This window comes from Amycolatopsis sp. cg9, from assembly GCF_041346945.1.
GTDB lineage: Bacteria > Actinomycetota > Actinomycetes > Mycobacteriales > Pseudonocardiaceae > Amycolatopsis.
On record NZ_CP166850.1, the window covers coordinates 6,420,077 to 6,433,168 of the forward strand.

Annotated in this window: 14 protein-coding genes; 10 read left to right on the forward strand and 4 right to left on the reverse strand. The window is 73.6% G+C overall.

Features of this window, described 5'->3' with window-relative positions; all coding sequences use genetic code 11:
* Positions 1 to 61 precede the first annotated feature (61 nt).
* A complete protein-coding gene (locus AB5J73_RS29865; RefSeq protein WP_370961996.1) occupies positions 62 to 1,036 on the forward strand; it encodes a DUF5914 domain-containing protein in 975 nt (324 codons plus the stop codon).
* 106 nt (positions 1,037 to 1,142) lie between these two features.
* Here the strand turns inward: AB5J73_RS29865 and AB5J73_RS29870 are convergent, their stop codons facing one another.
* Entirely contained in the window at positions 1,143 to 1,433 is a 291-nt protein-coding gene (locus tag AB5J73_RS29870; protein ID WP_370961997.1) for a hypothetical protein, read from the reverse strand.
* Entirely contained in the window at positions 1,430 to 1,978 is a 549-nt protein-coding gene (locus tag AB5J73_RS29875) for a MarR family winged helix-turn-helix transcriptional regulator (protein ID WP_370961998.1), read from the reverse strand. Before AB5J73_RS29875 ends, AB5J73_RS29870 begins: the two co-directional genes overlap by 4 nt.
* Positions 1,979 to 2,130: 152 nt before the next feature.
* Between AB5J73_RS29875 and AB5J73_RS29880 the strand changes: the two genes are divergently transcribed.
* The 3 genes from AB5J73_RS29880 (at position 2,131) to AB5J73_RS29890 (ending at position 6,163) form a co-directional block, all read left to right on the forward strand.
* Positions 2,131 to 4,143, forward strand: coding sequence for a phosphocholine-specific phospholipase C (locus AB5J73_RS29880; RefSeq protein ID WP_370961999.1), 2,013 nt, complete (start codon positions 2,131 to 2,133; stop codon positions 4,141 to 4,143).
* A gap of 355 nt (positions 4,144 to 4,498) precedes the next feature.
* Positions 4,499 to 5,779, forward strand: coding sequence for an MFS transporter (locus AB5J73_RS29885; protein WP_370962000.1), 1,281 nt, complete (start codon positions 4,499 to 4,501; stop codon positions 5,777 to 5,779).
* An 87-nt stretch (positions 5,780 to 5,866) separates the two neighbouring features.
* The gene (locus tag AB5J73_RS29890; RefSeq protein WP_370962001.1) at positions 5,867 to 6,163 is read left to right on the forward strand and encodes a DUF1540 domain-containing protein; all 297 of its coding nucleotides are present in this window, start codon (positions 5,867 to 5,869) and stop codon (positions 6,161 to 6,163) included.
* Between the two features lie 21 nt (positions 6,164 to 6,184).
* On the opposite strand, the gene AB5J73_RS29895 is transcribed toward AB5J73_RS29890, so the two are convergent.
* Together AB5J73_RS29895 and AB5J73_RS29900 are read right to left on the reverse strand one after the other, a co-directional pair.
* Positions 6,185 to 7,174, reverse strand: coding sequence for a methyltransferase (locus tag AB5J73_RS29895; protein WP_370962002.1), 990 nt, complete (start codon positions 7,172 to 7,174; stop codon positions 6,185 to 6,187).
* Positions 7,171 to 7,452 (reverse strand): hypothetical protein, encoded by a 282-nt coding sequence (locus tag AB5J73_RS29900; protein WP_370962003.1) that lies wholly within the window; start codon positions 7,450 to 7,452, stop codon positions 7,171 to 7,173. The genes AB5J73_RS29895 and AB5J73_RS29900 overlap by 4 nt, the downstream gene beginning before the upstream one ends.
* A 309-nt stretch (positions 7,453 to 7,761) precedes the next feature.
* On the opposite strand from AB5J73_RS29900, the gene AB5J73_RS29905 reads away from it, so the two are divergent.
* From AB5J73_RS29905 to AB5J73_RS29930, 6 genes are read left to right on the forward strand one after another with little or no spacing between them, the layout of a single operon-like run.
* Positions 7,762 to 8,394, forward strand: coding sequence for a helix-turn-helix domain-containing protein (locus AB5J73_RS29905; protein WP_370962004.1), 633 nt, complete (start codon positions 7,762 to 7,764; stop codon positions 8,392 to 8,394).
* A gap of 60 nt (positions 8,395 to 8,454) precedes the next feature.
* A complete protein-coding gene (locus AB5J73_RS29910) occupies positions 8,455 to 9,621 on the forward strand; it encodes an NAD(P)/FAD-dependent oxidoreductase (RefSeq protein WP_370962005.1) in 1,167 nt (388 codons plus the stop codon).
* Positions 9,622 to 9,623: 2 nt separating this feature from the next.
* Positions 9,624 to 9,872 (forward strand): (2Fe-2S)-binding protein, encoded by a 249-nt coding sequence (locus tag AB5J73_RS29915; RefSeq protein ID WP_370973381.1) that lies wholly within the window; start codon positions 9,624 to 9,626, stop codon positions 9,870 to 9,872.
* Positions 9,869 to 11,155 carry an NAD(P)/FAD-dependent oxidoreductase gene (locus tag AB5J73_RS29920; RefSeq protein ID WP_370962006.1) on the forward strand — a complete coding sequence of 429 codons (1,287 nt, stop codon included), beginning with the start codon at positions 9,869 to 9,871 and terminating at the stop codon, positions 11,153 to 11,155. The genes AB5J73_RS29915 and AB5J73_RS29920 overlap by 4 nt, the downstream gene beginning before the upstream one ends.
* Positions 11,152 to 12,063 (forward strand): dihydrodipicolinate synthase family protein, encoded by a 912-nt coding sequence (locus tag AB5J73_RS29925; RefSeq protein ID WP_370962007.1) that lies wholly within the window; start codon positions 11,152 to 11,154, stop codon positions 12,061 to 12,063. The genes AB5J73_RS29920 and AB5J73_RS29925 overlap by 4 nt, the downstream gene beginning before the upstream one ends.
* Positions 12,064 to 13,065: a proline racemase family protein gene (locus AB5J73_RS29930; protein ID WP_370962008.1), complete on the forward strand. Its 1,002-nt coding sequence runs from the start codon at positions 12,064 to 12,066 to the stop codon at positions 13,063 to 13,065. It begins immediately after the preceding gene.
* Positions 13,066 to 13,092 lie beyond the last annotated feature (27 nt).

Sequence of the window (13,092 nt, forward strand, 5' to 3'; positions counted from 1 at the left end):
ACGCGGGTAATCCGCTCGTCGTTGCGTTGCGGGTGCGATGCGGATCGGCGACGATGGGCCGGTGAACGTCCGGCGATGGCCCATCCAGCTGTTCAACGAGCCCGCGTGGGCGAAACAGGAACCGACGTACCGCGAGTGCGCGCCCGCGCTGATCGAAGCCGCGGGGAAACGCGCCGCCGCCCGGCCGTCCGGGAACTGGTTCGTCCTCGGGGCCAGCCGGTCGGTCCGCGCCGACCGGCCGTTCGGCGGCACCGTCGGGGGCCGCGAACTGGTCGCGTGGCGCGGCGAAGACGGCGAAGTCCGGATCGGCCCCGGCGCGTGCCCGCACCTGGGCGCGCCGCTGGCCGACGCCCGGGTCGACCGCGGCGGGCTCGTCTGCCGCTGGCACGGCCTCCGGCTCGACGGCACGCGCTGCGGAACCTGGTCACCCGTTCCGGCGTACGACGACGGCGTGCTCGTCTGGGCGCGCCTCGACGCGCTCGGCGGGGAACCGCCGACCGCCGAGCCGGTGGTGCCGGCCCGGCCGGCCGGCGGCCCGAGCATCGACGCCGTGGCGACGCTGACCGGGACGTGCGAACCGGAAGACGTCGTCGCGAACCGGCTCGACCCCTGGCACGGTGCCTGGTTCCACCCCTACTCGTTCAGCAGGCTGCGGGTGCTCGAAACGCCGGACGGGGCCGACGGCCCGGACCGCTTCCTCGTCGAAGTGACGTTCCGGCTGGCCGGCCGCTGGGGGGTGCCGGTGCTGGCCGAGTTCACCTGCCCGGAACCGCGCACGGTCGTGATGCGGATCGTCGAGGGCGAAGGCCTCGGCAGCGTGGTGGAAACGCACGCGACCCCGCTCGGCCCCGGCCCGGACGGCAAGCCCCGGACCGCGGTCGTCGAAGCGACCATCGCGGCGTCCGGGCGACCGGGGTTCGCGGTGGCGGCGAAGCTGTCGCCGGCGATCCGCCCGCTGATGCGCCGCACGGCCGCGCGGCTGTGGCGCGACGACCTCGCCTACGCGGAACGCCGGTACGCCTTGCGCGCCGGCTGAAGTTTGCCGTCCGCGAAGCCGGGTATGCCGATCGCGGCGGTGCCCCGTCCGTGTTCGAGCTCAGCTCGTGGTCTCCGCAACCCGGGCAGGCGGACGGGCACCGCCGCTACCGCGCCGCCGCCATGACCGGGTGCCAGCGCGTCGCGTCGAAGATCAGCGTGATCGCTTCGATCTTCCCGTCCCGCAGCCGGAAGTGCTCGGCCGTGCGCTGGACGCCCACCGGGGTCGCGGTGTGCACGTCGTAAACGAGCGTGGCCTCCGACTCGCCGTAGAGCTCGCTGATCAGCGGGCTCTCGAAGGAGAAGGTGTCCGCGAGCCGGGCCGCCGCGGCGGTCACGTCGCCGTCGAAGCGCGCCCGGTGGTAGGCCTGCACGGCCTCGCGGGTCGGGTCGGTCATCGGTCCTCCAGGTAGCGGGCGAGGTGCTGCTGGTTTTCGACGAGGCGCAGGCAGAGGTGCCGGAGCACCGCCGCCTCCTCGGCGGTGAAGCCGCGGAACACGGCGGCCATCGCCGCCTGGGACGGGCGCCGGAAGTCCTCGAGCCACGTCCGGCCGTCCGGGGTGATCCGGACCAGCACCGACCGGCGGTCGCGGGGGTCGGGGACCCGCGCGGCGAGGCCCGCGCGTTCCAGGGTGTCGACGAGGCCGGTGACGTTGCGCGAGCTGACCCCGGCGGACGCGGCCAGGTCCTTGACGTTGGTGCCGGCTTCGCGGCCGGCGAGGCGGATGAGGATGTCGAGCGCGCCCGGGCTGAGGCCGCGGCTGTCGGTGCCCCGGGAACGCAGCTGGTCGAGGCTGCGCGCGGCCGAGCGGACGGCGGCCGCCGCTTCCAGCGCGGCGGTGTCGCCGTCGACGGCGAACCCGGTCAGCGCCGTGCGGACGTCGGGGGAGAACAGGTGACCGTCCGCGTCCCGGTCGAACACGCTGTCAGTTACGTCGTTCATAGTGAAGCACTACATTAGTACGTACTTCCCTATCTGGGAAGAGCAGCTCGTTAACCAGGCTTTCAACCGGAGTTAGCCTCTGTCGTGGCACAGGTTCTCGATCAGCGACCCATACTGACCCGGCTCTCCACCACGACACCCCCGGAGTCCCCATGACGGACGTCAATCGTCGGCGCTTCCTGCAGCTGGCCGGCGGCACGGCTGCCCTTTCCGCACTGTCCACCAGCATCGCCCGCGCGGCGGAGATCCCCGCGTACCGGCACAGCGGGACGATCCGGGACATCGAGCACATCGTGGTCCTGATGCAGGAAAACCGGTCGTTCGACCACTACTTCGGCACGCTGCGCGGCGTGCGCGGCTACGGCGACCCGCGACCGGCGACCCTGGCGAACGGCAAATCCGTCTGGGCGCAGTCGGACGGCAAGCGCGACATCCTGCCCTTCCGCCCCGAAGCGGACAACCTCGGCCTGCAGTTCATCCAGGACCTCCCGCACGGCTGGAACGACACGCACGCGGCGTGGAACGGCGGCAAGTACGACAAGTGGGTGCCGGCCAAGGGGTCGACCACCATGGCGTACCTGACGCGGGAAGACATCCCGTTCCACTACGCGCTGGCCGACGCGTTCACGATCTGCGACGCCTACCACTGCTCGTTCATGGGCTCGACCGACCCGAACCGCTACTACATGTGGACGGGCTACACGGGCAACGACGGCCAGGGCGGCGGACCGGTCCTCGGCAACGACGAAAAGGGCTACTCCTGGACGACCTACCCCGAGCGGCTGGAGAAGGCCGGGGTGTCGTGGAAGATCTACCAGGACATCGGCGACGGCCTCGACGCCGCCGGCGGCTGGGGCTGGATCGACGACGCCTACCGCGGCAACTACGGCGACAACTCGTTGCTGTACTTCAACTCCTTCCGCAACGCCAAGCCCGGCGACGCGCTGTACGAAAAGGCGCGCACCGGCACGAACGCGAAGGCGGGCGAGGGCTACTTCGACCGGCTGCGCGCCGACGTCAAGGCCGGGAAGCTGCCGCAGGTTTCGTGGATCACCGCGCCGGAGGCGTTCTGCGAGCACCCGAACTGGCCGGTGAACTACGGCGCCTGGTACATCGCGCAGGTGCTCGACGCGCTGACGGCGAACCCGGAGGTGTGGAGCAAGACCGCGCTGCTCATCACCTACGACGAGAACGACGGCTTCTTCGACCACGTCGTCCCGCCGTACGCGACCGCCGGACAGTCCACTGTGGACACCGCCGGCGAGATCTTCGCGGGGTCGGCCTCGAACCCGGCCGGCCCGTACGGCCTCGGCCAGCGCGTCCCGATGCTCGTGGTGTCGCCGTGGAGCAAGGGTGGTTACGTCTGTTCGGAGACGTTCGACCACACGTCGATCATCCGGTTCATCGAGCAGCGCTTCGGCGTGCACGAGCCGAACATCTCGGCCTGGCGGCGGTCGGTGTGTGGCGACCTGACGTCGGCGTTCGACTTCTCCCGCACCGACGCGCGGGTGCCCGCCCTGCCGGACACCGCCGGCTACGAGCCGCCGGACCGCGACCGGCACCCGGACTACGTCCCCGCCGTCCCGGCGAAGAACGTGCTGCCGAAGCAGGAACGCGGCCTGCGCCCGGCGCGGGCGCTGCCCTACGACCTGGCGGCCGACGCCCGGCTGACCGGCGGCGGCCTGGCGGTGACGTTCACCAGCCACGGCCGCGCGGGAGCGGCGTTCTACGTCGTCACGCCGTCGGGGGAACCGCGGACGTACACCGCGGGCGCGGGCCGGTCGCTCACCGCCACGCTGCCGGCGCCGGGCGCGTACGACTACACCGCGTACGGACCGAGCGGTTTCGTCCGCCGGTTCCGCGGCGGCGCGGCAGGCCCGGAGGTCGCGGTCCGCTGCGGCGACGGTGCCCTGACGCTGGTCCTGACCAACTCCGGCACCGCACCGGTCCGGCTGACGGTGAAGGACGCGTACGGCCACCACTCGGTGACGCGCTTGGTCCGCCCGGGCGCGAAGGTCGTCGAGCCGGTGGGGCTCCGGCGGAGCAACAACTGGTACGACGTTTCGGTGACGTCGGACGGGGACCCGAAGTTCCTGCGCCGCCTGGCGGGCCACGTCGAGACGGGCCGCCCGAGCACGAGCGACCCGGCGATCCTGACCGACTGAGCACTGGTCCGCCGCTCCGGTCGCGCCCGGGTTCCGCAAGGCCGCACGGCCGGGCCGCTCCGTCGCCGATGATCGGCTAGACCTCGGCGAAACGCTGCGGGCTGAGCCGGCGCGACTTTGCCGGGCCTCTGGTCGCCCGTCGTCGGGCGGTTCAGGCTCGGCGTCCCAACGTCATGAACGGGTCGTTCACCACGTCCGACGTGGTGAACGACCCTTTCATGACGTCCGCCCTGCCGCTCCAGGACCCGGCCCGCTTCTCGCAGGCCGGGTTTTCGCAGGTCAGCGACCCTTGCGGATCATATCGGAAATTATATACGATCTGGCATCACGGTCCGCGGACACCAAAGGAGCCGTCATGCGACTGTTCGGCAGCATCGATCGTGAGCACCGGCGCGTGGTTCTCGCCGCGATGGCCGGGACCACCATCGAGTGGTACGACTTCTTCATCTACGCCATCTCGGCCGGGCTCGTCTTCGCCACCCAGTACTTCTCGGCGCTGGGCAAGGACGCGCTGCTGCTGTCCTTCGCGACGGTCGGGATCAGCTTCTTCTTCCGCCCCATCGGCGCCGTGGTCGCCGGGCACCTCGGCGACCGCTTCGGGCGGCGGGCGCTGCTGATCGCCACGCTGCTGCTGATGGGCGTCTCGACCGTCTTGATCGGGCTGGTCCCCGGAGCCGGCTCGATCGGGACCGCGGCGCCCGTCCTGCTGGTCGTGCCGCGGATCGTGCGAGGGCTTTCGGCGGGCGGGGAGTGGGGTGGTGCGGCGCTGCTCGCCGTCGAGCACGCGCCGGCCGACCGGCGGGGGCTCTACGGCGCGTTCCCGCAGATCGGTGTCCCGATCGGGCTGCTGCTCGCCAACGGCGCCCTCGCGCCGGCCGCGGCCGTGACGACGCCGGCGCAGTTCCTCGCCTGGGGGTGGCGGATCCCGTTCCTGCTCAGCTTCGTGCTCATCGTCGGGGGGCTGCTGATCCGCGGCCGCGTCGCGGCAAGCCCCGTGTTCGAGGAGGTGCGCCGCACGCGCAGCCGGTCGAGCCTGCCGCTGGTGCCGCTGTTCCGGCACCACGGCGTGCTGGTCCTGCTCGGTGCGGTGCTGTTCGCCGCGAACAACGCGGTCGGCTGCATGACCACCGGCGGGTACGTCCCGTCCTACGCGGTCAAGACGCTGCACCTGGACCGGTCCACGGTGCTGGCCGCGGTGATGGTGTCGGCGGTCGCCTGGCTGGTGAGCACGCTGGTGGGCGGGCACCTCGCCGACCGCGTCGGGCGGATCACGGTGTACCGCGCCGGGTTCGCCGTCCAGCTGCGGTGGCTGGTGCCGTTCTCCGCCGGCCTCGGGCTCACCTACGGCCCGCAGGCCGCGCTGTACGCGGAGATGTACCCGACGCGGGTCCGCTACAGCGGCGCGGCGATCTCCTACGCGCTCGGTGCCGTCCTGGGGGGTGCGTTCGCGCCGACGATCGCCGAAGCCCTGCAGTCGAGCACGGGGACCGTCTACTCGGTGTGCGCGTACCTCGCGGGGATGACGCTGCTGGGGCTGCTGGCGACGTTCTTCGTCCGCGACCGGCGTGGCGTTCCCCTCCGGACGGCCGACGAGCCGGTGGAGTCCCGCGCCGGGCGGGGTTCCCCGACCGGGTAGTGCCGGGCCCCGCGAATTGCGAGGCCCGGTTGCGGGTGGGAGCGTCGGGGGACCGACTGCCTTCCCACCACGGAACCAGGAGCTCGCATGACCACCACCGAAATGCCCGCCGTGCACGAATGCACCGTCAGCGGCTGTTCCTACAACCACGACGGCTGCCACGCGTTCGCCATCACCGTCGGTGGTGACAACGGGTCCGCCGACTGCGGCACGTTCGTCCCGCTGAACACGAAGGGCGGGCTGGACCGCGTCGTCGCGCAGGTCGGCGCGTGCTCCCGCGCGGACTGCCGGCACAACTCGGCCCTGGAGTGCACCGCGCCCAGCGTCCGTGTCGGGCCGGGCGACGGCGGGCACACGGCGAACTGCCTGACCTACGACCGGTAGCGGTCCGTCCGAAGGGGACGTTCAGCGAGCGTCCCCTTCGGACGGTGCGAATTCCAGCGCGGTCCGGCCGTCCGCCACCACGCTCGCGCCGCGCGGCGCGAGACCGCTTTCGGCGGCCAGCGCCGTGAGTTCCCCGACGGTCCGTTCGCGGCCGCCGAAGCACATCAGCATGAACAGGTCGATCGCCGTGTCCGCGCCCTGGTCGCGCACCGGCTCGATGACCACCACGGTGGCGTCCGGGCCGGCCGCCCGGCGGCAGTTCGCCAGGATGCGGCGGGCCGCGGCGTCGTCCCAGTCGTGCAGGATGTCCGACAGCAGGTAGGCGTCCGCGCCGGTGGGCAGCGGGTCGAAGAAGCTGCCCGGCACCGCGCCGGCGCGGTCCGAGAGCCCGGCGGCCGCGAACCGGTCCGCCGCGGCGGTGGCCGACGGCGCCAGGTCCAGCACCTCGCCGCGGACCCCGGGGTGGGCCCGCAGGATCGCTTCGAGCACCGTGCCCTCCCCGCCGCCGACGTCGAGGATGCGGGGGAAGCGGCCCCAGTCGAAGCGCTCGGCGATCTGCGGGGCCTGCACCCGGAAGCGCCAGCGCATCTGGGCGTCGAACGAGCGCCGCAGGGCCGGCTCGGCGTCGATGTCCGCCCAGAACTCCCGGCCGTAGCGGTGCACGTAAGCGGGCTCGCCGGTGGTGATCGTCCCGAGCAGGTCCGCGAAGGCGAGTTCGGCCCGCCCGCCGGCGGCGCCGATGTCGAGCAGCGGCTTGATCCCCTCCGGCGCGTCTTCCCGCAGCTGGGCGCCGAGTTCGGTGGGCCGGTACCGCCCGGACGCCACTTCGAAGACGCCGACCGCCACCAGGTGGTCGAGCAGCCGCCGCAGGGCCGGTGCGGAGGCGCCGGTTGCGGCGGCGAGCTGGTCCGCGGTCGCGCCCTCGTCGCCCGCGCGTTCCGCCAGGCTGAGCGTCGCCGCCACCCGGATCGCCATGGGAGTGGCCAGGCCGGCCATCGCGAGGAGCTTCATCGGGTCGTGTGGGCGCCGCCGTTGACGTGCAGCGTCTGCCCGGTGCTGTGCCGCGCCCCCGCCGAAGCGGGGAAGTACGTCGTGTCCGCGATGTCGCCCGGGTGCCCCGCGCGGCCGTCGTGCGTGGCGCCGATCAGCGCTTTCCGCCGCTCGTCGCTCAGCTTCCCGCGGAAGAACGCGTATTCGGCGCCGATCGAGCCGACGTTGACGATCGTCCCGCCGGGCCGCGCCTTGCCGAGCCCGCTGCTCCCGCCGGTGACCAGCACGATGCGACTCACGTCAGCTCCTCACTCCTGCTGCGTTTGGCTCCAACGTAACCGCCGGGAGCCGCCGCGGACATCGCTGCGGCCTGGGAGCGCGAGCTGCCCGGCGTCCGCACGGAATCCATCGAGACCACCACGCCGGCCGAGCTGGGGATCGACCCGTCCACTTCGGACCTGCTGAGCGTGGTCCGGCGCGCGGCCGGGGTCAGGCTGACCGAGGCCGACCTGACCGGTGCCGAGCGGGGCGCGGGTCCCGGCGACGCCGGTGGCGGCGTGGCATCATGACGCTGGCCCGATCGGCAAGCCGAACGGAGGGCTGGGCAAATGTACGCTTTACCGAACGGCGGGAAGAACGTGGCGGAGGACGGCGGCCCGTCGATCCGGGACATGCTGGCGGTGAACCTGCGCGCGGCGCGGGCGGCGCGCGAGCTGTCGCTGTCCGAGCTGTCCCGGCGCTCGGGGATCGGCAAGGCGACTCTCTCGCAGCTCGAAGCCGGCACTGGCAACCCGACCATCGAAACGGTCTTCAGCCTGTCCCGCGCCCTCGAAGTGGCGATCTCCGACCTGCTCGACCACCGGCCGCGCGGCGGGCTGACCGTCGTGCGGGCGGCCGACGTCGAGGTGCTCCGCGGCGAGGGCGTCGACCTGCGGCCACTGCGCCGGATCGAGGCGGAAAGCAGCGTCTTCGAGGTCTACGACCAGGTCGTGCGGGGCGACGCGCCGCAGCGCTCGCAGGGGCACGTCGGCGTGGAGCACACCGTCGTGCAGACCGGCGAGCTGCGGGTCGAGGTGGGTGGCCGGGTCGTCGACCTCGGGCCGGGCGACTACGTGGCGTTCGACGCCCGCGAGCCGCACAGCTACACCGCGCTGGCGGCCCCGGTGCATTCGGTGCTGCTGCTGCAGTACCGCGCGGACGAGCGGCTCGACGGCCGCCCGCACCCCGTGCTGCGGGATTGACACCTCTCCGGCGGCGGATCTACGCTCCGATCGTTCGCTATACCGAACGCTGGAGGGTCGATGAACCGAACGCGGGTGGTGGTGATCGGCGCCGGGATCATCGGCGCGGCGTGCGCCAGGGAACTCCGCCTGGCCGGGTTCGACGTCCTCGTCGTCGACCGCGGCCGGCCCGCGGGCGGCACCACCTCCCACGGTGAAGGCAACCTCCTCGTCTCGGACAAGGGCCCGGGCGCCGAACTCGTGCTCGCCCAGCTGTCGAACCGGTTGTGGCCGCGGCTGGTCGGGGAGATCGCCGGGGAGGACCCGCGGGCCGCGGCCGCCGTGGAGTACGACCCCAAGGGCGGCATCGTCGTCGCCACCACCGAGGCCGGCGCCGGCGCGCTCACCGCGTTCGCCGAAGCGCAGGCCGCCGCCGGGGTGCGCACCGAGCGGCTGTCCGCGGCCGACGTCGCCGCGGCCGAACCCGCGCTGACCCGCCAGGTGACCTCCGCCGTCCGCTACACCGACGACGCGCAGGTGCAGCCGGCCGGCGCGGCGCTGGCCCTGCTGGGCTCGGCGCTCGCCCACGGCGCCCGGCTGCGCGCGGACACCGAAGTGACCGGCGCCCGCGTCGAAGGCGGCCGGCTCACCGGGGTCCGCGTACCCGGCGAAGTCCTCGACGCGGACGTCGTCGTGAACGCGGCCGGCCCGTGGGCGGGCGAAGTCTCGGCGCGGCTCGGTGCCCCGATCGCCGTCCGGCCGCGCCGCGGGGAGGTGCTGGTGACCACGCCGATGCCCGGCGTGGTGCGGCACAAGGTCTACGACGCCGACTACGTCGGTGCGGTCGGCACCGGCAGCGGCGAGCTGCAGACGTCCGCGGTCGTCGAGTCGACACGGGGCGGCACCGTGCTGATCGGCTCGTCGCGCCGCCGGGTGGGCTTCGACGACGCGATCCGCCCGGACGTGCTGGGCGCCATCGCGGCCAAAGCCGTCCGGCTGTTCCCCGCGCTCGCCGACGCGGCGGTGATGCGGGCCTACGGCGGCTTCCGGCCCTATGTGGCCGATCACCTCCCGGTGCTGGGCGAAGATCCGAGGCTGGGCAACCTGTGGCACGCGACGGGACACGAAGGCGCGGGCATCGGCCTCAGCGTCGGCACCGCGCTGCTGTTGCGAGAACTGGTGACCGGGAGCGAGCCGTCGATGCCGGTCGAAGAGTTCACTGTGGACCGTCCGGCGGTGGTGGCGTGACCATCGAAATCACCGTCGACGGCGAACCGGTGGCCGGTCTCGACGGCCAGACCGTGGCCGGCGTGCTGCTGGCGGCCGGGCGGAAGTCGTGGCGCACCACGCGCTCGGGCGCGCCGCGCGGCGTGTTCTGCGGGATCGGCGCCTGCTTCGACTGCCTGCTCACCGTGAACGGCGTGCCCGACGTCCGGGCCTGCCGCCGCCGCGCCGCCGACGGCGACGAAATCCGGACCCAGTCCCGGGAGGACGCGTGACGCGGGTGGTCGTGGTCGGCGCCGGGCCCGCGGGACTCGCCGCCGCCGGACACGCCGCGCGGGCCGGGGCCGACGTCACGCTCCTGGACCAGTCCGACGCGCCGGGCGGGCAGTACCACCGGAAGCCGCCGGGGGCCCCGCACGGCTTCGAAGCGGTGCTGAGCCGGTGCTCGTGGTGGCCGGAAAGCACGGTGTGGGCGGTGGACGGCAACCGGGTGCACGTCCTGCGCGGCCCGGCCGACGGCGCCGGGCGGCGGCGGCACGTCCTCGAGCCCGACGCGCTGGTCCTCGCCACCGGCGCGCACGACCGCACGCTGCCGTTCCCCGGCTGGCAGCTGCCCGGCGTCTTCACCGCGGGCGCCGCGCAGGCACTGGCCAAGGGCGATCGGGTGGCCGTCGGCAACCGGGTGCTCGTGGCCGGGGCCGGGCCGTTCCTGCTGCCGGTCGCCGAGTCGCTCCTGGCCGCCGGGGCCGGAGTTCTCGCCGTCCTGGAAGCGAACCCGGCCTCGACCGTCCGGAAAGGATGGTCGTGGCGGGACGCGCGCAAGGCGGGGGAGCTCGCCCGGTACGCGCTCGCGCTGGCCCGGCACCGGGTGCCGTACCACCTGGGCCGGGCGGTCGTCGAAGCCCGCGGGGACGACCGCGTGCGGGAGGCGGTCACCGCCCGCGTGCGCCCGGACTGGTCGGTCGTGCCCGGCACCGAACGGACCCACGAGGTCGACGCGGTCTGCGTCGGGCACGGGTTCGCGCCGCAGCCGGAACTGGCCGTCGCGGCCGGGTGCGACCTCGACGGCGGGTTCGTCCGCGTCGGGGCGGACCAGGGCACCAGCGTTCCCGGGGTGTTCGCCGCGGGGGAGCTGACCGGCATCGGGGGCGCGGACGCCGCGGCGGCCGAAGGCGCGGTCGCCGGGTGCGCCGCGGCCGGGGGCGTGCCGGACCGCGCGCTGCTGCGCGAGCGGGACCGCCTGCGGGCGTTCGCCGCCCGCCTGGCCGCCGCCCACCCGATCGGCGCGGCCTGGCCGGGCTGGCTGCGCGAGGACACGATCGTCTGCCGCTGCGAGGAAACGACCGCCGGCGAACTGGCGCGCGCGGCCCGCGACCCCGCCGCCCCCGGCCCGCACGCGCTCAAGCTCGGCACCCGCGCCGGCCTCGGCCCCTGCCAGGGCCGGATGTGCGGCGCCGCCGTCAGCGCGCTGTGCGGGACCGCCGAGCGCCACCACCGTCCGATCGCCCAGCCGATCCGCCTGGGCGAACTCGCCGACGCGAAGGAGAACGAGGCATGAGCACTCGCGACCTCGGGGGCGTGGTCGTCGCCGCCGCCCTGCCGTACCGGGAGGACGACCGCGCGCCCGCCGGGCTGGCCGTCGACTACGACGCCTACGCCGAGCACTGCCGGTGGCTGGTGGCCAACGGCTGCCGCGGGGTCGGCCCGAACGGGTCGCTCGGCGAGTACTCCTCCCTCACCGACGAAGAACGCCGCCGGGTGGCGCGCACCGCGATCGAGGCCGTCGGCGACGCCGGGATCGTCGTCGTCGGCGTGCACGGCCCCGGCGCGCACCAGGCCCGGTACTGGGCCGAAGCCGCGGCCGAGGACGGCGCGCACGGGGTGCTGTGCCTGCCGCCGACGCTCTACCGCGCCAACCGCGGCGAAGTGCTCGCCCACTTCGAAGCCGTCGCGTCGGTGGGGCTGCCGGTGATGGTCTACAACAACCCCTTCGACACCAAGGTCGACCTCACGCCGGACCTGCTGGCCGAGGTCGCGCAGATCGACAACGTCGTGGCCGTCAAGGAGTTCTCCGGTGACGTCCGGCGCGTGCTCGAGATCCGGGAACGGGCACCCGGGCTCGCCGTCATCGGCGGCGCCGACGACGTCGTCCTGGAGAGCCTGCTGATGGGGGCCACCGGCTGGTTCGCCGGGTTCCCGAACGTCTTCCCGGCCGAGTCGGCCCGCCTGTTCGAACTCGCCACGGCGGGCAAGCTCGACGAAGCGAGGGCGCTGTACGAGCCGCTGGTGGCCGCGTTCCGCTGGGACTCGCGCACCGAGTTCGTGCAGGCCATCAAGCTCGGGATGGACCTGGTGGGGCGCCGGGGCGGGCCGTGCCGGCCACCCCGGGGGCCGCTCTCGGACGTCCACCGCGAGCAGGTCCGCGCCGACATGGGCCGCGCGCTCGCCGCGCTGGGGGTGGCGTAGATGCGGTCTTCGCTGGCGATCACGGCGGTCGATTCGCACACCGAAGGCATGCCGACGCGGGTGGTGACCGGCGGTGTCGCCCCGATCCCCGGCGCCACGATGGCCGAGCGCCGCCGGTACTTCATGGCGAACCTGGACCACATCCGGCAGTTCCTGATGCACGAACCGCGGGGCCACTCCGCGATGAGCGGCGCGATCCTGCAGCCGCCCTGCCGCGACGACGCCGACTGGGGTGTGGTGTACATCGAGGTGTCAGGCTGCCTGCCGATGTGCGGCCACGGCACGATCGGCGTCGCTACGGTGCTGGTGGAGACCGGCATGGTCGAGGTGACCGAGCCGGTGACCGTGGTGCGGCTGGACACCCCGGCCGGGCTCGTGCACGCCGAGGTCTCCGTCCGCGACGGGCGCGCCGAACGGGTCAAGCTGCGCAACGTCGCTTCGTTCCTCGCCGAGCGCGACGCCGTGGTTTCCGTGCCGGGCCTCGGCGACGTCCGCTACGACCTCGCCTACGGCGGGAACTTCTACGCCATCCTCGAACTGTCCCAAGTGGACATCCCGTTCGACCGGGCCGAGAAGGACCGGATCCTGGGCGCCGGCCTGGCGATCATGGGCGCGATCAACGAGCAGCGGCCGCCGAAGCACCCCGAGGACCCGCTGATCGGCGGCTGCAAACACGTCCAGTTCCTCGCGCCGGGCTCGGACGCGCGGGCGTCGCGCAACGCGATGGCCATCCACCCGGGCTGGTTCGACCGCTCGCCGTGCGGCACCGGCACGTCCGCCCGGATGGCGCAGCTGCACGCGCGCGGCGAGCTGCCGCTGCGCACGCCGTTCGAGAACAGCTCGTTCATCGGCACGACGTTCACCGGCGAACTGGTGGGGGAGACCGAGGTGGGCGGGGTGCCGGCGGTGATCCCGGAGTTCTCCGGCCGGGCGTGGATCACCGGCACCGCCACCTACCTGCTGGACCCGGCGGACCCGTTCCCGGCGGGCTTCGTGCTCTAAGGGGGCAGTTCAGAATGAGTCGGCGTG